15 protein-coding genes are annotated in these 18,182 nt (G+C 70.8%); 11 read left to right on the top strand and 4 right to left on the bottom strand.

The annotated features are described in order from the left end of the window. Nucleotides 1-222 precede the first annotated feature (222 nt). The 3 genes from FHN55_RS15990 to FHN55_RS15980 all read left to right on the top strand — a co-directional run bounded on the left by FHN55_RS15990 (nt 223) and on the right by FHN55_RS15980 (nt 3,039). Complete coding sequence (locus FHN55_RS15990) at nt 223-876, top strand: GntR family transcriptional regulator (RefSeq protein WP_218974731.1); 654 nt, start codon at nt 223-225, stop codon at nt 874-876. A 177-nt stretch (nt 877-1,053) separates the two neighbouring features. Further along, entirely contained in the window at nt 1,054-1,920 is an 867-nt protein-coding gene (locus tag FHN55_RS15985) for an MBL fold metallo-hydrolase (protein ID WP_139713324.1), read from the top strand. Between the two features lie 27 nt (nt 1,921-1,947). After that, a complete protein-coding gene (locus FHN55_RS15980) occupies nt 1,948-3,039 on the top strand; it encodes an XdhC family protein (RefSeq protein ID WP_257571056.1) in 1,092 nt (363 codons plus the stop codon). Between the two features lie 384 nt (nt 3,040-3,423). Here FHN55_RS15980 and FHN55_RS15975 read toward each other — a convergent pair whose 3' ends face one another. Beyond that, complete coding sequence (locus FHN55_RS15975) at nt 3,424-4,017, bottom strand: TetR family transcriptional regulator (RefSeq protein ID WP_139713323.1); 594 nt, start codon at nt 4,015-4,017, stop codon at nt 3,424-3,426. Here FHN55_RS15975 and FHN55_RS15970 point away from each other — a divergent pair. The 4 genes from FHN55_RS15970 to FHN55_RS15955 all read left to right on the top strand — a co-directional run bounded on the left by FHN55_RS15970 (nt 3,976) and on the right by FHN55_RS15955 (nt 7,720). Continuing rightward, a complete protein-coding gene (locus tag FHN55_RS15970) occupies nt 3,976-5,340 on the top strand; it encodes an MFS transporter (RefSeq protein WP_218974730.1) in 1,365 nt (454 codons plus the stop codon). The genes FHN55_RS15975 and FHN55_RS15970 overlap by 42 nt on opposite strands. Nucleotides 5,341-5,423: 83 nt before the next feature. After that, nucleotides 5,424-6,404, top strand: a complete 981-nt coding sequence (locus FHN55_RS15965) for an aldo/keto reductase (RefSeq protein WP_139713322.1) — start codon at nt 5,424-5,426, stop codon at nt 6,402-6,404. Nucleotides 6,405-6,441: 37 nt separating this feature from the next. Further along, complete coding sequence (locus tag FHN55_RS15960; protein WP_139713321.1) at nt 6,442-6,903, top strand: nuclear transport factor 2 family protein; 462 nt, start codon at nt 6,442-6,444, stop codon at nt 6,901-6,903. Then, on the top strand, nt 6,887-7,720 hold the full coding sequence (locus FHN55_RS15955) for an aldo/keto reductase (protein WP_218974729.1): 834 nt from the start codon (nt 6,887-6,889) through the stop codon (nt 7,718-7,720). The genes FHN55_RS15960 and FHN55_RS15955 overlap by 17 nt, the downstream gene beginning before the upstream one ends. A gap of 228 nt (nt 7,721-7,948) precedes the next feature. On the opposite strand, the gene FHN55_RS15950 is transcribed toward FHN55_RS15955, so the two are convergent. The 3 genes from FHN55_RS15950 to FHN55_RS15940 are packed head-to-tail and all read right to left on the bottom strand — an operon-like array spanning nt 7,949 to nt 13,441. Then, a complete protein-coding gene (locus FHN55_RS15950; RefSeq protein ID WP_139713320.1) occupies nt 7,949-8,944 on the bottom strand; it encodes a DUF4380 domain-containing protein in 996 nt (331 codons plus the stop codon). Continuing rightward, entirely contained in the window at nt 8,941-10,041 is a 1,101-nt protein-coding gene (locus tag FHN55_RS15945; protein ID WP_218974728.1) for a zinc-binding dehydrogenase, read from the bottom strand. The genes FHN55_RS15950 and FHN55_RS15945 overlap by 4 nt, the downstream gene beginning before the upstream one ends. A 1-nt stretch (nt 10,042) precedes the next feature. After that, nucleotides 10,043-13,441, bottom strand: coding sequence for a DUF5107 domain-containing protein (locus FHN55_RS15940; protein WP_139713319.1), 3,399 nt, complete (start codon nt 13,439-13,441; stop codon nt 10,043-10,045). Between the two features lie 88 nt (nt 13,442-13,529). Here FHN55_RS15940 and FHN55_RS15935 point away from each other — a divergent pair, with 88 nt between their 5' ends. From FHN55_RS15935 to FHN55_RS15920, 4 genes are all read left to right on the top strand, one after another. Next, entirely contained in the window at nt 13,530-14,399 is an 870-nt protein-coding gene (locus FHN55_RS15935; protein WP_139713318.1) for an AraC family transcriptional regulator, read from the top strand. 185 nt (nt 14,400-14,584) lie between these two features. After that, nucleotides 14,585-15,604: a substrate-binding domain-containing protein gene (locus FHN55_RS15930; RefSeq protein WP_218974727.1), complete on the top strand. Its 1,020-nt coding sequence runs from the start codon at nt 14,585-14,587 to the stop codon at nt 15,602-15,604. Continuing rightward, nucleotides 15,601-17,118: a sugar ABC transporter ATP-binding protein gene (locus FHN55_RS15925; protein ID WP_139713317.1), complete on the top strand. Its 1,518-nt coding sequence runs from the start codon at nt 15,601-15,603 to the stop codon at nt 17,116-17,118. Before FHN55_RS15930 ends, FHN55_RS15925 begins: the two co-directional genes overlap by 4 nt. Then, complete coding sequence (locus FHN55_RS15920) at nt 17,115-18,128, top strand: ABC transporter permease (protein WP_139713316.1); 1,014 nt, start codon at nt 17,115-17,117, stop codon at nt 18,126-18,128. The genes FHN55_RS15925 and FHN55_RS15920 overlap by 4 nt, the downstream gene beginning before the upstream one ends. The last annotated feature ends 54 nt before the right edge of the window (nt 18,129-18,182 follow it).

The raw sequence follows: 18,182 nt of genomic DNA, 5'->3' as shown, positions 1-18,182 counted from the left end.
CGTCCCCTGGCTACAGTTCGACCGCTGACCAATGCCCCATCAGGGGTCAACTGGGCTCTGATCTGCTATTACGCAGCTCGAGACCCACGCGAGCCAGCGGCATCCATGCCGCGCGGCAGAGGCAGGTGGGGTTCACTGGTCCCAGATCAGCACTCGAGGGTGCACCATTGACACCACGCGCATCGGTCATCGATGATCGATGGAACGGCACCAGGAGGGCGCATGGAGTCTCAGATCGTCCGCACCGTGCTGCGCGAAGAGATCAAAGGTCGCATCCTCGAGCGGATCATCGACGGCACCTACGCCCCCGGTGACCGCATCGTGGAGAGCGCCATCGCCAAGGAGTTCGGCACCTCCCAGGCCCCCGTCCGAGAGGCGCTGCGCGACCTGGAAGGCATGCACCTCATCGAGAGCCAGCCCCACAAGGGCGCCAGGGTGCGCGAGATCACTCCCGAGCGCCTCGGCCAGGTGTACCCGGTGCGCGCCTGCCTGGAGGAGCTCGCCGGCCGCGAGGCCGCCACTCGGATCACCGACGACGTGCTCCTCGCCCTGGCCGACGAGGTCGAGGGCATGCGCATCGCCGCCGTGGAACGCGACCCCCGGGCGCAGATGCGCCACGACACCCGCTTCCACGAGATCATCGTCGAAGTTGCCGGCAACGAGGTGCTGCTCGACCAGTGGCACTCGCTGCGCGTGGAGACGGGCACCCTCATCAGCGTCATCCGCGCCGAGTGGGACCTGCACATGATCGCCGAGATGCACCGCCCGATCCTCAACGCCCTGCGTCAGCGCGACCCGGCACTGGCCTCCTCGGAGATGCGGGCCCACATCGAGTTCTTCGGCGGCCTCGTGATGCGCAGCGCCCAGCCCGTCTGATCCCCACTCCCCCACCCTCGGTGGATCACACCGAGCCTTCTGATCCACCCGGCCCGCGCAGCACCGGAGCTGCGACGAGGCACCGCTGCCTTGCGCTGGCCAGGTACTGAGCTCTCACCACCACACCGGTCGCCACCGAGCAGGCGCACCGGACCAGACGCACAGAGAGGTACGTCGATGGAGCAGATCACCCCCCGCACCTTCGCCGAGACGAAGGTGCGCGGCTGCAATCCCGGGTTCGTCGTCACCAACAGCGGCACCGTCGTCATCGACACCCCGCAGCTGCCCACCAAGGCGGTCGCCATGCGGCGGGAGGTCGAGGGCCACGGCCCCATCCGCTACGTCATCAACACCGAGCACCACGTCGACCACATCTTCGGCAACTACTACTTCAAGGGCGCCGGCCAGGTGGTCCACCACCAGGGCGTCTACGACAACTTCATGACCGTCTACCCCGAGCTCGACCCCTTCGAGTACGCCCGCGAAGCCCTCCCGGACGACCCCGGCGGCGAGCTCCTCTTCCCCGAGCGGGAGGAGTACTACGCCGACCCCAACAAGGGTCACCTCGTCTTCACCGGCGATCTGACGCTGCGCGTCGGTGACCACACCTTCCACCTGCTTCACACCCCCGGCCACACCCCCGGCCAGATCGCGGTGCACGTCCCCGAGGAGCGTGTTGTCTTCACCGGAGACACGATCTTCAACGACTGCCAGACCTGGCTGATGACCTCCGACGTCGACCAGTGGATCGCTTCCCTGGACCGCGTGCGGGCTCTGGACGTCGACCACGTCATCCCGGGCCACGGACCGGTCACCACGCTCGAGTACGTCAACGTGCAGCGCGCCGTGCTGATCGAGTGGAAGTCGGCGGTGGCCGACGCCATCGCCCGAGGCTGGACGAGGGACGAGGTCGTCGCGAAGGTCAACTTCGCCGACCGCTACCCCGTCGACATCGGCCAGGGCTACATGATGGATTACATCCAGACGCTCAACGCCGGCTCCCTCTTCGACAAGCTCACCGCCGTGCCCGCCCGGGCGCACTGAGCCAGCGGTGAGGCCCAGACCACCGTGTTGACCGAGGGGCGCCAAGACGTCAGCGCATGGGCACAGCCCTACGCGCTGGCCACGGTCATCCGCACGTGGAACTCCGCCCCCCGGCCCGCGGGGGCAGCGATGGCCGTCAGCGCTGCCGGACAGGTCTACGGGTCGGTCTCCGGTGGCTGCGTGGAGTCCGACGTCTTCATGCGCTGCCAGGAGGTCATCGCGACCGGTCGACCGGCCACGACGACCTACGGCGTCAGCGACGACGATGCCATGCAGGTGGGACTGTCGTGCGGCGGGAGCCTGACCGTCTTCATGCAGCGGGTCGACCCGCGCACCTCCGTGTGGCACGAGCGCCTCACCTCGACCGCCACCGCCACCGCCACCGTGGTCGACGGTCCTGGAGCCGGTGCTCAGCTGGTGCTCGACGGCGACACCGCAGCCGGCACGCTGGGTGACGACGGGCTGGACCGCGCCGTCGTCGCCGAGGCACTCCGCCTGGCGGAGCTGGGCGGCACCCAGCTGATCCATCGCGGCGCGCACGGCCAGGCGCTGGACCAGGAGGTGACGGTCTTCATCGAAGCCACCAGCCCTCCCCCGCGCCTGATCGTCTTCGGCGCGGTCGACTTCACCACCGCACTGGCTGAGGCGGGGCGCTTCGTGGGCTTCCACGTCACCGTCTGCGACGCCCGTGACGTCTTCACCTCTCGGACTCGCTTCCCAGCAGCGCACGACGTCGTCGTCGACTGGCCGCACCGCTACCTGCAGCGCGAAGCCGATGCCGGACGAGTGGACGCTCGTACGGCCATCGCGGTCCTCACGCACGACCCGCGCTTCGACGTCCCCGTGCTGCAGGTGGCTGCACGTCTGCCCCAGCTGGCCTACATCGGGGCCATGGGCTCACGGCGGACTCACGACGACCGACTGGCCCGGCTGCGCGAGGCCGGCCTGCAGGAGGACGACCTGCGACGCCTGCGCTCCCCCATCGGGCTCGACATCGGGGCACGCACCCCCCAGGAGACAGCGATCTCGATCATCGCCGAGGTCATCGCCGAAGGGGCGGGCCGGGCGGGCCGACCGCTGGTCTTCACCGCAGGCCGCATCCACAGCGGCGCCGCCTGATGTCCTGGCGCACCCTCGCCGCCGTCACGCTGGTGAGCTCATTGCTGGCCTGGGCCGTGATCGCGGTGACCACCAGCCAACCATGGCCGTGGTCCCTGGTTCAGGGACTGATCGGTGGCGTCCTCTGCGGGTTCATGACGTGGTTCATCGACCGCCGGCTCAGCCCACCCGGCCCTCCAACCTCTGCTGGTTGATGGCGGCTCCCGAGACGATCAGATGGCGACGACGGTCACGGGAGACCAGTGGTGGCCGCAAAGACGACCGGCCAGAGCTCGTCGTCGTCCGAGGGGATCCGTCTCACCACGCCGTCGACGGGCAGCGCGAACATCGGCGCCGCGTCCGATCGACGCCTGCGACGGCGGACACGGTCCTTCTCGTGCGCGGTCAGCTGAACTGAGGGGGCGCGACAGCTCGACGAGCCAGCTCCACCAGGTGAGCGCGGTACCGGCTTCTGCTCTCCGCCGTGTCCTCACCGAGGACCATCTGCGTGATCTGAGGCGCAGCGACGTACCAGCTGACCAGGCTGATCAGTGACATGACGACGAAGCGGGGCTCAAGCGCAGGGTCCACCAGACCGAGCTGCTGCCCCTCGGCCACCGCGGCGGCCTTGCTGCCGTAGTGCTCGCGTCGCGGGGCCTGGTGAGGTGCCTCGCGGGGATCGAACTGCACAGCTTCGTGGAGGACCAGGCGCAGCACGTCCGGGTGCGACGTCATGAAGTCGAACAGGTCGCCGACGTACTCCGGGACGCGCCGGGGCTGCAGCTCGACCGCCTCAGCCAGCTGCGTCAGGCGGGTGGAGATGACCTGCGCGAACAGCTGCTCCTTGTTGCCGAAGTAGCTGTAGATCAGCGCCTTCCCGGCGTCCGCCGCCTCAGCAATGCGGTCCATCCGCGCCCCGGCGACCCCGTAGAGCGCGAACTCGCGCTCGGCCGCGGCGTGGATGCGCTGAGTGGTGCCGGCGCGGTCGTACGGGGACACACCTCATCCTCTCAGGGGCAGGTCGCCGTATCGCTCGCTCGCGCGGGCGACCCTGACCCGTGCTTCAATATTACTGACCAGTCGGAAATCTCTCCGGAGGCTGAGATGCATGATCCACAGCAACTGCCGTGGTCCCGACGGTTGCTCGTCCTGTGCGTCGTCGCCGCAGTGGCCGTCAGCGTCATCTACCTGCCGCAGCCGCTGCTGACCGATCTGGCTCGGTCACTCGGCACGAGCGAAGCTGCGGCCAGCGTGATCGCCACCACTGTCCAGGCGGGCTACGCGGTGGGCATCTTCTTCCTGGTGCCACTGGCTGACCGCGTGCAGCCCCGCCGCCAGATCAGCATCCAGCTGACCGTGCTCGCGCTGGCCATGCTGCTCACGGCAGCCCTGCCAGGGGTGACGGCCGTCGCAGTCGGCTTCCTGGTTGTGGGACTGGTCGCCAACATCGCCCAGCTCATCATCCCCACGGCTGGTCGACTGTCCCCGCCGGAAGCTCGAGCCCGCACGACCAGCGCTCTGGTCGGAGCCCTCGTGGTCGGGATCTTCGGTGGACGTGTGCTGGCCAGCGTCCTGGGGGGCCCGCTGGGCTGGCGGTGGGTCGCGGTGGTCTTCGCCGTACTGGTCCTGGTCCTCGTGCCTCTGGTCCGCCGAGTGCTCCCGAGCCACGTCGAGCTGGTCAGCGACGTCGGCTACGGGCGCCTCCTCGCTGCGACCGTCGGCCGTCTGCGAACCTCTGCCGCGCTGCGCCAGTCAGCACTCATGCAGCTCTTCGCCTTCGCGGCGTTCAACGCGGTGTGGACCGTGATGGTGCTGCACCTGGAAGCAGCCCCCTACCGGTGGTCGGTGGCGCAAGCCGGCCTCTTCGGCCTCGTGGGCCTGGCAGCGGGCCTCGTCACCCCGCTGGCCGGACGGCTGGTCCCCCGGCTCGGCGCAGTGCCAGTGGTGGGCCTCAGCCTGCTGGTCCTGGCACTGGCCATGGCCACCCTGGTGGTGGACTCCCACGTCCTCTGGGGTTTCGCCCTCTCGACCTTCGCCCTCACGCTGGCCAGCCAGAGCATGCAGTCGGCGAACCAGGGACGGGTGCTGGAGGCCAACGCCGACGGCGGCGCCCAGGCCAACACCGTCTTCATGGTCGCCGTCTTCGCCGGCGGCTCCCTGGGTGCGGCGGCCGGTTCGGCGGCCTTCGGCTGGGGTGGGATGCCCGCCGTGGCCGGGTTAGGCCTGCTCTTCCTGGCTGTCTCCGCGGTGGGCTGGCTGACCGCCACGCGCCACGACCGACGACACGGCCCCAGCCGCAGCACCACGCCCTCACCGGTCTGACGACTCGCAGGCCGCGACGAGACCGCAGCTGGCGGCCTCCTTCACGACGTCACATCAACAACCTTACGAACAGGAGCTACGTCATGGCGACGATCGGAACATCCGCGCTGGACGTCTTCCCCCTCGCCCTGGGCGGTAACACCTTCGGCTGGACCAGCGACGAGGCGACCTCCCACCAGGTCCTGGACGCCTTCGTCGCCGGCGGCGGCGACTTCATCGACACCGCCGACGGGTACTCCGCCTGGGCGCCAGGCCACTCCGGCGGGGAGTCTGAGACGGTCATCGGCTCCTGGCTCAAGTCCCGTGGCCGGCGCGACGACGTCGTCATCGGCACCAAGGTCAGCCAGCATCCGCAGTTCCGCGGCCTGTCAGCCACCAACGTCCGGGCCGCTGCCGAGGCGTCGCTGCGCCGGCTGCAGACCGACCACATCGACCTGTACTACGCCCACTTCGACGACCCCGAAGTCGACCTCGCCGAGACGGTCGCGGCCTTTGACGGGCTGGTGAACACCGGCAAGGTCCGATACGTGGGCCTCTCGAACTACAGCGCCGAGCGGGTCCAGCAGTGGGTGTCCATCGCGCAGGGCAGCGGCTACGCCGCGCCGGTGGCGCTCCAGCCGCACTACAACCTGGTCAGCCGGGAGCCGTTCGAGGGGCAGCTGGCACCGGTGGCCGCACAGCACCAGCTCGGCGTCGTGCCGTACTTCTCCCTCGCCAGCGGTTTCCTCACCGGCAAGTATCGCACCCGCGAGGACCTCGCGGGGAGCGACCGCGAGTCGTTCACCGCGAAGTACTTCACCGACGAGGGCCTGCGCGTGGTGGAACAGCTCGACCGCACCGCGCAGGCGCACGGCGTGGCGCTGTCGACGGTCGCGCTGGCCTGGCTCCAGAGCAAGCCCACCGTCGTCGCGCCGATCGCCAGCGCCAGGAACCCCGAGCAGCTCGCGGACCTGCTCGCCTCGGCGACCGTGGACCTGGCCGTGGACGAGGTGGCTGCGCTGGACGCCTTCTCAGACGAGGTGACCCGGACGGCCGCCGAGCGCGCGTCTGAGTCAGCGGCCTGAGCCACCCGACCGAGCAGCCCCTGCGAGGAGGAATCAGATGAGCAGCACGAGACGAGAGCCGGTGAAGACACCACCGTCGGTGGAGGGGTACTTCGCGGCTCTGCGCGCCAACGACCCCGCGGCGTGGGCGGCGTGCTTCGCGCCGGACGCCGTCGGCGAGGACCCGGCGGGTGCCCCCGCCCTGCGCGGACGTGCGGCGTTCCAGCAGATGCTCACGGACTTCCTCCCCACGTGGGGACGGTTCGACGGGATCCGCGAGGACGAGGTCTTCGCTGCGGGGCCGGCGACCGCTGTTCGCTGGACCGGCAGCGGACAGTCGCTGTCGGGACGAGAGATCAGCTGGTCGGGGATGAACCTGTACCTGCTCGACGACGGCGGGCTCATCGAGCGGTTCTGGGCGGTCTTCGACGCAGATGACCTCCAGCGACAGCTCTCGGGCGAGGCCACCAACACGACAGATGAGACGACTAGGGCGGACGACGATGACCAGCAGCACTGACGACCGCAACGACGGGCAGCCGACGATGTCCCAACCGGTGGTCTCCATCAGCGGCACCGACGGGACGCAGCTCGACATGCCCCTGATCGGGCTGGGGACCTGGGAGTCGAGCGGCGGCCAGGCCTACCGAGCCGTCCGCGACGCCCTCGACATCGGCTACCGGCACGTGGACACCGCCACCTACTACGCCAACGAGGACCAGGTCGGCGCTGCCGTCCGTGACAGCGGCCTGGCACGGGAGGACGTCTTCGTCACCACGAAGATGCCGCAGGGCAACGCCGGCCGGGAGCGGAAGACGCTCGAGGAGAGCCTGCGCGCGGCCGGCCTGGAGCATCTCGACCTGTGGCTCATCCACTGGCCCCCCGGCGGGCAGGCGCGTCCCGACGTCTGGGAGGAGTTCATCAAGGCGCGGACCGACGGACTCGTGCGGGCTATCGGCGTCAGCAACTACAGCATCGCCCAGATCGACGAGCTCACCGCTGCCACTGGCGTCACACCAGCGGTCAACCAGATCAAGTGGGGGCCTGGGCTCTTCGATGCGTCCCTGGTCGCGGCCCACGCGGAGCGGGGAGTGGCGCTTGAAGGATGGAGTCCCTTCAAGAGCACTGACCTCGCTGCCCTGTCGCTGACCGCGGCTGCCCGCCGGCACGGCGTCACGGTCCAGCAGGTGATCATCCGCTGGCACGTCCAGCACGGCGTCGTCGTCATCCCGAAGTCTTCGCAGCGCGAGCGGATCGCGAGCAACTTCGACATCTTCGACTTCGAGTTGAGCGCTGACGAGATGCGCGATGTCGATGCGCTCGGCAGGAGCCGCTGAGCGTCCTGGTGGAGTCCGACAGCCGGGGTGGGCTGGCGCCGCGAAGCGGTCGGGACACGGCACCCAGGGTCCTTGCCGTCGCGTCCCCCGACTACAGACCGATGTCGGCAGCCCCGGCTCTGGATCGACACCCTGTTCACAGGGGAGCCGGCTGCCTGGACGGTGACCCGCTTTCGCCCATCAGAACCTCAGGGCGAGTCGCTGGAGACGAGGCGGGAAGCCTCGCGGCTACTCCCCTTCGCTGCGGCGCTGCCCGACCTGCCAGCTGATGTGCAGTGTGGTGGTCTCACCCGGTCCGAGGTCGACCAGCGGGCCGAGCACCTCCATCTCGACGAGGTGGGCGTCGGGGTGGAGCCCGCTGAGCTCGGCGAGAGGCTCCGGGAGGGGGTGCTGCAGCCACAGTTCCACGGGGCAGCCTCCGTCGGGGTGGACCGCTGGGTCGGCCACCTCCGTGGTGAGCGACAGCCACGCACCATCAGGCCGGTCCCAACGGACCTCCCCGCTCGCCGTCGGAAAGCCCAGCTTGGCGACGGCGTCTTGAGCGGGGACGACGACGCCCCCGCGCAGGGGCTCGGTGCGGGGCCGCCCGGCGACCGCCATCAGCTCATGGACCTCCGGTTCGCCCGAGGTCGGCACCCAGAAGGTGCCGCGGGCTCCCGCGGCCGTCGGCCGTGTGTCCACCTGGACCACCTCCCACACCGCCCACCGCACGGGACGGTCGCTGCGGTTGGTGAGGCTGGCCGTCTGGTGGAAGTGCGCTGCGCCGGGGGTGAAGGTGAAGCGCCGACGGCACTGCAGTCCCGTGACGGGGTCGGTCTCGCTCGTGAGGTCCACCGCGACAGCACCGCTCGGACGCTCGTCCACCTCGAGCGCGTACGCCCCGGCATCGAGGACCGCGTCAGGCGGGCCGGCCCACTCCTCCGGCCCGGACCACCCCTGCGGCGCCGGCCACGTCTTGCCGCCGCCGACGTTGACCCAGCTGCCCATGGTGCCGTCGGGCTCAGGCCAGGAGGCGTGCGGGCGCACCGGGGCCAGGTCCCCGCCCAGCCACGTCGGATTGCGCCAGACCACCTCGACACCACCGACCCGCAGCGAGATGAGCCGGCCACCGACCTGCGGCAGGAACGCCACCTGGAGCGGTCCGGTGTCGACGTGCAGCACCTCGAGGTCGTCGAGGAGCTGGCGCTCCAGCCGGCAGACGGCGTCCTGGTGACCGCTGGTCACGAGACCTCGGGAACGATGACGACCTTGCCGGCCGCCCCCGAAGCCGCCAGGCGGTAGGCCTCGTCGGCCTGGTCCAACCCGAACCGGTGGCTGACCACCACCTCCGGGTGCACGCCGCTGCGGGCGAGCAGAAGGCTGAGGTCCTCCATGCCCTGCAGGGACGTCACCCAGGAGGCGTGGACAGTCACGTGCTTGTGCAACAGCGTGTCGGAGACCTCCGTCTCCAGGCGGCCCCCTTCGCCGAGCAGCGAGACCCGCCCCCACTCGGCCACGCCCTCGAGCGCCACCGAGCGGCCCGGAGCGCTGCCCGAGGCGTCGACGGCCACCGAGCACCCCTGACCGCCGGTCAGCGCGAGCACGTTCTCGACCGCGGAGCCGTCCGCGAGGACGACGTCGTCGACCAGGCCCGTGCCCTCTACGAAAGCGATGCGCTCCGGAGTCCGCTCCACGCCGATGACGCGGCGCACGCCGAGGCAGCGCGCGATCATGGCGGCCGCCAGGCCCACCGGGCCCAGTCCCACCACCAGGAGCTCGTCAGCGCCGCCGATGCCGGTGCGCAGCATCCCCTCGTAGGCGGTGCCGAAGCCGCAGGCGATGAGGCTCCCATCGACCAGCGACAGCTCGTCGGGCAGCGGGATGCAGGTGGACTCCTCAGCGAGCAGGTATGGCGCGTGCCCGCCGTCGCGCTGCCAGCCGTACGACTCGCGGCGCTGCTCGTCGCTGCAGCTGATGAAGTAGCCCGCCCGGCAGTTGCGGCACACCCCGCACCCGACGATGTGGTAGACGATCACGCGGTCGCCCTCGGCCACGCGGGTGACGCCCTCGCCGACGGCGAGGACGGTGCCGCTGGGCTCGTGACCTGCGATGACGCCGTGGTAGGCCGGCGCTCCGTCGAGGCCCTTGTGGCTCTTGTACCCGCGGTAGATGTAGCCGATGTCGCTACCGCAGATGCCGGAGGCGCCCACGCGCAGCAGCACCTGGCCGGGCCTCGGCCGGGGCACCGGGTGTGGGCGCAGCTGCGCGGTGGAGTCTCCGGGGAGCAAGACGCCCTGCATGGTGCTGGTCGTGCCCGTCTCAGTCTTCGTCTGGGCGCTCATCTCAGTCCTCCTCGACCGATGACGGGGTGGCGGTCAGAGCAAGCAGGTCCTGCGCGCCCTGGTGGTTGGGGTCGGCGTCCAGGATGCGCAGCGCGCGCCGGGCCGCCTGGTCGCGGTGGCCTCGTGCTGCGGCAGCCTGCGCCCGCAGCAGGTCCACCGACTGCTGACGCCGACGGCCGAGGTCGTCGCCGAAGAGCAGCAGCGTCGGCAGCGACGTGGCGAAGTAGTCGACGACGGCAGGGGTGCGCTGCAGCTCATCGGCGTAGGCCTCCAAGCCGGCCAGCAGCTCCTCAGCGCGCTCCGGGTGACCCAGACGGCGCCACGCCTGCGCCGACCACCAGGTCTTGTCGCTGTAGGGCTGGGGCGCCATCGCCTGGAAGTCGCCGCGGGCCTCGGCAGCGGTGCGCCACGCGGCGGCCGCCTGCTCCGGCTGCCCCTGCGCCGCGAGGGCGTCACCGAGCGCCAGGTGCAGCTCGGAGCGGTTGGCGAGCAGGTGCGGGCCCTCACCCAGGTGGCGCGGCGGCTCCAGGGCCGCCTCCAGCATCTGCTGCGCCTCCTGCGGGCGGCCCTCAGCGAGTGCCGTGCGCGCGAGGTGCAGGTGCGTGCGCTCCCAGGTGCCGAGCACCTGGCCCTCGCCGCCCTCCCAGGGCTGGAAGTGGCGGGCCAGCAGCGATTCGCGGGCCTCTGTGGTGCGCCCGACGGCCAGCAGCAGGTCGGCGTGCTCCAGGCTCAGGTCGTCGCGTTCGGCCACGAGGTCGAGGCGGTCCTCCAGCGCCTTGAGGCGCTGCGCCGGCGGGTGGTCTGTGCGCTTGGCGAGCTGGTCGGCCTCGTAGCGCAGGCGCGCGTCGTCCGGAGCCGCGGCCACGGCACGCTCGAAGCACCCCACTGCTAGGTCGGCGTCGTGCTGGACGTTGTGGGCGGCCACCCCGAGGTTGCGCCAGCAGACGGCGTCACCGGGGTCTCCCTCCACAGCGCGCCGCCACAGGGCGATGGCGTCGTCGTAGCGGCGCCGGTCGTAGGACCAGTGCCCGAGCAGCGCGGCGGCGCGGGGGTCCGCGGGCTCGGCCTCCAGCGCCAGGCGCAGCACGGCGGCATCGTCGAGGGTGTGCGGAAAGCAGTAGGTCGGGTCGGCGGCTCGGGCGTCGGCGCGCGCCGCCGCGGCGTCGTCGTGGCGACCGAGGCGGGTGAGGACGTCGGCCCGGTAGTAGTGCGCCAGCGGCTCCACCCCTCGCCAGCGCTCGTGGTGGCTGCGCTCGACCGCGGCGTCGACCAGCTGCAGGGCGTCGTCGAGGAGTCCGCTGCCGGTGCACTCGACCACGAGGTCCAGGCAGGTGCGGGCGTCGCAGTGCAGTGGCTGCCCATCGAGGTGGCGCGCCCACCAGTCGAGCGGGTCCAACTCCAGCGTGCTGGCCAGCAGCTGCTGGGCCCGCTGGTCCTGGCCGAGGCGCCGCAGCAGCGCCACCTGGAGGTCGCGCGCAGCGAGGTGCCCACCCTCCTTGGCCAGTGCCTGGTCGAGCAGGACCACCGCGGGCTCGTACTTCTGTCGGCGCGCCAGCGACCTCGCCATCGCCACCGCAGCCGGGGCGGCCCAGGCGGCGTTCCAGGCGGACTTGGCGAAGGCGTCGTAGGCCTCCGTCTCCCTCCCCTGGCGCACCAGCACCAGCCCGAGGCGGTACAGCGGCTCACCGTCGTAGGGGTTCGGGTTGCGCGCCACGAGGCGGGTGAGCGCGGTCCTCAGCAGCTCCTCGGCCTGCTCGAGCTCACCACGCTCGTAGGCGCGAGTGGCGAGCGCAGTCGCCGAGCGGGAGTCACCGGGGTCGCGCCGCAGCGCCTCGCGCCAGTAGGGCTCGGGCGAGCGGGTTGCGTGGCGGTACTGGGCCAGGTGCAGGCCGGTCAGGTAGAGCTCCTCCACGGTGTCCACGTCCTCCGGCGACGGGGGCTCGGTGGCCGGTTCCACCGGCTCCTGTGCTCCGGCCGCCGAGGACGGGTCCAGGCGCAGCAGCTCACGGTCGCCCTCCAGCACCCGTAGGACGAGCTGGTCCGCATCGGCCCCGGCGGGCAAGGACACCGAGCCCTCGAACGGGCGGTCGGGTGCTAGGTCGGCGTCCTCCTCCCAGAGCTCCTCGCCGGAGCTGCGCTCGAGCCGCAGCCGCAAGCCCGGGCGGGTGCTGGTCACCGCCACGCCGAAGCGAGCTACAGGGGTACCGCCCTGGTCAGCGCCCTCGACGACGAGCGAGACGGCCGCCTCCGGCGTCGCCTGGTGCACCACGCCGACCTTCTGCACCGGGTACCAGTACTGCGTGAAGGTCTTGGTCTCGCCAGGCGCGAGGAAGGAGAAGTCCGGCTGGTTGTCGGTGTAGACACCAGCCATCAGCTCCACGTAGGGGCCGTCGCCGTCGGTCAGCTGCTCGTCCCACGCCCAGCCGAAGGGCGCGTTGCCCCACGTCCACTGCTTCTTGCCCGGAGAGACGTGGTGATCGGCCCAGTGGACGAAGCCCGCCTGCGCCGCGTGGTCGTAGCCGCCGAAGAAGTCGCCGCGGCTGCCGACCACCATGTACGAGGTGGGCACAGGGATGTTGCGGTACCAGTCCAGCCGGTCCGCGTCCGGCGCGTCCTGGCTGACCCGGGAGGGGTAGTCGATGCCGTAGTAGGGCGTAGTCGCGCGGGGGAAGCCGGTCGTGGCGCGCTTGGCGTGGTCGGCGACCACCGACACGTCCGGCGGGAAGAACGACTGGAAGTCGTCGTGGACGCGGGCGGCGACATTGGCCCACCACAGGAACGTCCTGGTGTCCTCGGTGCGGTTGTGCAGGCGCACGTCGACCTGGACGACAGCGCGGTCGGGGTGCACCGTCACGCCGTGCATGCCCTTCATGCGGTGGAAGGGCTCGTGGTCAGAGCACCACACCGTCACGGAGCCGTCCTCGCGCTCCTCCACCTCGACGTCGACGGGCATGAAGGTGCCCGGACGGTGGTGCTGGGGCCAGTTGAACTCCACCCCGCCAGAGATCCAGGGGCCTGCGAGGCCGACGAGGGCGGGCTTGATGACGTTGTTGCGGTAGAAGAAGTCGTAGCCGCTGGCCTTGTCGTACCCGATGTGGATGCGCCCGCCGAGCTCGGGGAGCACCACGAGCCGGATCCACTCGTTCTCGATGTGGATCGCGTCCCAGGGGCGGGAGCGCTTCTCCGAGCTGATGCGGTCGTGGAAGGGGAGCGGGTACACCCTCCCGGAGGAGCCCTGGTAGACCCGCGACTCCAGGAACATGGGGTACCGGTCGGGGTCCAGGGGTTCGTAGGTGTCGATCTCGAGCGGCTCTCGCCACACCGCCACCGCCCGGTCGCGCAGGTGGTCAGGGACAGGGGGCAGCACCAGCTGCGAGGGGTCACCAGTCGTCGTCGACATGACGATGACGCTAGGAACAGCGCCGCCTGTGCGACATGGGCGCATCGACTGGTGACCTGGATGAATCATCGGTTCTAGTATTTTCGACGTGACACTGGAGTCGGGCTTCCCCGGCGAGCGCATCAGCGTCCTCCCCCGGCCTCGGCTGCGGGCGGCCAAGACCGACCCCCTCACGGCCCAGCTACTGGTGAGCGACGCCGGCTACTTCCCGCGGGCCGCCTCACACCTGCGCGTACGACCGCGAGGCAGCGAGCAGGCCATCATCATCGTCTGCACCTCAGGCACCGGGTGGTGCGAGCTGCCTGGAGGAGAGGTGGTGCTGCAACCGGGCCACGCCCTGGTCCTGCCCGCGGGGACACCACACCGATACGGCGCCGACACGCATGACCCCTGGACGGTCTGGTGGTTGCACCTGACAGGCACCGCCGTGCCAGACCTGCTGTCTGCTGCGGACGTGGGTGCCGACGGCGCGGTGCTGGTCGTCAGCGACGTCAGTCGCGCTGTCGCCCTCGTCAACGAGGCCCTGAGCGCCCTGGAGCGCGACGACTCCCCCTCGAGCCTCCAGCTCGCCTCAGGTGCGGCGTGGCACCTCCTCGCTCGACTCGCCGCCGGGCGGCACGCGCGGGCCGCTGGACGGGTGGACCCGGTCCAGGTGGCGATCGCGCACCTGCAGGACGCCTACGCGAGCGACGAGAGCGTCAGCCGCATGGCCGCACGGGTGGGCCTGTCGGTCTCACACTTCTCCACCCTCTTCCGCAAGGCCGCGGGATGCGGCCCTAGGGAGTACCAGACCCGCCTGAGGATGAACCGCAGCCGCGAGCTCCTCGACACCACTGACCTGTCCGTGGCAGCAGTGGCACGAGCTGTGGGCTACGAGGACCCGTTCTACTTCTCGCGCCAGTTCCGCAAGGTGCACGGCACCACCGCCTCCGAGTACCGCGACCGAGCCAAGGGCTGAGGGTCGGCGATTCGTCCAGGCAGACCGGTGGATCGGCCATTCAGGGCGGTAGTGGGCCGCTCGTAATCTCCTGGTGTGCCGGTGCAGACCGGAGCCGCCGTCAGCGGACTTCTGCGCCGACGTTGCATCGGGCCGACGACGTCGCGGCCACGCAGCTCCACCCACACGACCAACGGAGGTCTCCTGTGCTGTCTGCAAGAAGCCGCTTCGCCGCGGCTGCGGTCTCCCTCGCGGCCCTCGTGCCAGTCCTGGCCGCCTGCGGAGGTGGCGACGCCGGAGCCTCCGGCGCCGCCTCCAGCGGAGGCGATCTGCGCCTCGGTGTCATCTACCTCGACACCCAGGGCTTCTACGGCGGTGTCAAGAAGGGCATCGACGACGGAGCGAAGGAGCAGGGCCGCACCGTCTCCATCGTGGAGACCAACGCCCAGGACGACGCCAGCAAGGAGTCGACCTTCATGAACAACCTCGTGGCACAGCAGGTCGACGCGATCCTGCTGTCGGCCGCGTCGGGCACTGCTTCCGTGCCCGCGATCAAGGCCGCGTCAAACGCCGGCATCCCTGTGGTCTGCTACAACACCTGCATCGCGGACCCCGACCTGTCCAAGTACGTCTCCGCCTACGCGCTCGGTGACCCGGTGGAGTTCGGGTACAAGCTGGGCAGCGCCGCCGCCGACTACTTCGTGAAGGCCGGGATCACCGCCCCCAAGATCGGCGTGGTGAACTGCGAGTTCGTCGAGGTCTGCGTCCAGCGCCGCGAGGGTTTCGAGAAGGCGCTCAAGGAGAAGGTGCCCGGCTACAGCATCGTCGCCAACCAGAAGGGCGGCGACGCCTCGGCGTCCCTGACCGCGGCCCAGAACATCCTCACCGCCCAGCCCGACGTCGACGCCTTCTTCGGCGAGTACGGGGACGCCACCATCGGCGCCGTCAAGGCCGTCCAGAACGCCGGCATGACCGGCAAGACGGTGGTCTTCGGCGGAGACATGACCACAGACATCGCCAATGCGCTGAAGGACAACAGCGTCCTCAAGGCTCAGGTCGACATCAGCGGCCAGACGATGGGCAAGACCGCCGTCGACGCCGCCATCAAGGCCATCGGCAGCGGCGCGGAGCCGGCCGGCACGGTCGTGCCGGTGGCCGTCGACATCTACCCGGACGCCGCCTCCGCGGAGCAGTGGCTGACCACCCACGCCGACGGCATCCCGTGATCGGCGCCGGTGAGCCGATCGCCGTCCTGGAGGGGGTCAGCAAGCGCTACTCCGGCGTGCAGGCCCTCTCCGGGGTCGACCTGCAGATCCGCCGTGGCGAGGTCCGGGCGCTGCTCGGCAAGAACGGCGCCGGCAAGTCGACGGTGATCCGCATGCTCGCCGGCGCCGAAGCGCCCGACACCGGCACCGTCACCCTGTCCGGCACGGTGCTGGAGCGGGCGACCGTGCAGGGAGCCCACGCGCTGGGCGTGCGGACGGTCTTCCAGGAGCTCACGGTCATCCCCGACATGACGGTGGCGGAGAACCTCTTCATGGGTTCCTGGCCCCACGGGCGCGCCGGCATCGACCGCCGGCGGATGCTCGCCGGCGCCGAGGAGGCGCTGCACCGCATCGGCGTGGACCTCGACCCTCGGCGCCCGGTCGGCCAGCTCAGCATCGCCGACCAGCAGATGGTGGAGATCGCGCGGGCCGTCGCCGATGACCCGGGGCTGCTCATCCTCGACGAGCCGACCAGCTCCCTGGCCGCCGCGGAGGTCGAGAGGGTCCTCGCCACCGTCCAGACGATCCGCGCGGCAGGCGTGGCGGTGGTCTACGTCAGCCACCGCGTCTCCGAGATCCGCCGGGTCGCCGACACGGCGACGGTCATGCGCGACGGGCGGGTCATCGACACCGTCGACCTCGCCGGCACCTCCAACGCCGACGTCGTGCAGATGATGCTCGGGGAGGCGCAGGCCAGCACCTTCCCGGTGCAGGCCTCTACGTCCGCGGGCCGGGTGCTGGTGAGCGTGCGCGACCTGGCCGTCGAGCCGAAGGTCCACGACGTGTCCTTCGACGTGCGCGAGGGCGAGGTCCTCGGCCTCGCGGGGGTCCTGGGCTCGGGCCGCACCGAGCTGCTGCAGGTCATCGCCGGCCTCCGCAAGCCCGACGCCGGCCGCGTTGAGGTCGACGGCGTCCGGGTGGACGGGCGCGGGCTGGCCGCCGCACTTCGCCTTGGGATCGGGCTGACGCCGGAGGACCGCAAGAACGACGGGATCATCCCCGACCTCGGCGTCGACGAGAACCTCGTCATCACCGATTGGAAGCCGGTGGCCGCCGGCGGCGTCATCAACGGGCGCCGTCTGGCGGCCGCTGCCCGTCGGGGCATCGACAGCATGTCGGTGAAGACCCACAGCCCGGCGACGCCCATCGGGACGCTGAGCGGCGGGAACCAGCAGAAGGTCGTGATCGGCCGCTGGCTGCACGCTGGCAGCCGCGTGCTGCTCCTGGACGAACCGACGCGCGGCGTCGATGTCCAGGCCAAGGCGCAGATCTACGCCCTGCTGCGCGACCTCGCGGCCCAGGGCCGTGCCGTGGTGTTCGTCTCCAGCGAGATGGACGAGATCAACCTGGTGTGCGACAGGGCGCTCGTCCTGGCCGGGGGGCGCATCGTCGCCGAGCACCTCGCGCCGCACATCGAGACGGACAAGCTGCTGCTCGCGGCCATCGCCGAGCAGGACCGAGAGGAAGTGCGATGAGCACCGTCAGCACCGCCCCGACCGGGGCCCCCGAGGCGCCCGCGCAGCGGCGCGGCCGGCTCGCCCTGACCACCCAGCAGCTGAACGAGGCCGGGCTCGCGGTCGCCCTCGTGGTGCTCGTGGTGGCGCTGTCGGTGGCGAACCCGCGCTTCGCCAGCGAGGCCAACCTCTGGGCGATCCTGGGAGACGCAGCCCTCGTGGGCATCGTCGCCTGGGCGGGCACGCTCGTCGTCGTCGCCGGGGAGATCGACCTCAGCGTGGGGCCTGCCGTCGCCTTCTGGAGCGTGATCCTCGCCAAGCTCGACACGTCCTGGGGGTGGGGGCTCGTGCCGGCGATCCTCGCCACCCTGGTCGGCGGGGCGCTGGTGGGAGCAGGTGCCGGCTGGCTGCGCGGGCGCTACGGGGTGCCGTCCTTCATCGTCACGCTGGGGCTCTGGAGCGCCATGCGCGGTGCTGCGCAGTTCATGACCAACGCACTGCCGGTCCCCGTCGGCGACAGCTCGCTGCTGGACCTCCTGGGCGGCCGGGTCGGCCCCGTGCCCACCGCGGCAATCCTCATGTTCGTGCTCTTCGCCGTCTTCGCCTTCGTGGCGCGGCGGACCACCTTCGGCAGGTCCGTCTTCGCCGTCGGCGGCAACGCCCGGGCGGCCATGCTCACCGGAGTCCGCGTGCTGCGCGTCCGCGTGGTGATCTTCGCTCTCAGCGGCGTCATGGCGGCCCTGCTGGGCATCGTCTTCGCCGCGCGCTTGGCATCGGGAAACAGCGGCGCGGCGCAGGGCCTGGAGTTCTCGGTCATCGCGGCCATCGTGATCGGCGGCACCTCCCTGTCCGGCGGTCGTGGCTCGATGCTGGGCACGCTGCTGGGGGTCCTGTTCATCACGGTCATCGGCAACGGCCTGGTGATCCTCGGTGTGAACTCCTACTTCCAGGACGTCGTGCGCGGCGGCCTCATCGTCCTGGCGGTGCTGGTCAATGTGCTGCTGACGCGGCGCACCTCGGGTACCACCTGACGTCGCCCCTCCCGCGCCGGGCGTCGGCTGCACTGAGGGGCCCCCACCCCGGCG

It is taken from the genome of Streptomyces sp. NP160, assembly GCF_006335115.1.
In the GTDB taxonomy this organism is placed as follows: Bacteria; Actinomycetota; Actinomycetes; order Actinomycetales; family Quadrisphaeraceae; genus Quadrisphaera.
The sequence above is the reverse complement of the archived record's forward strand: the minus strand, read 5'-3'. Positions and strand labels throughout refer to the sequence as shown.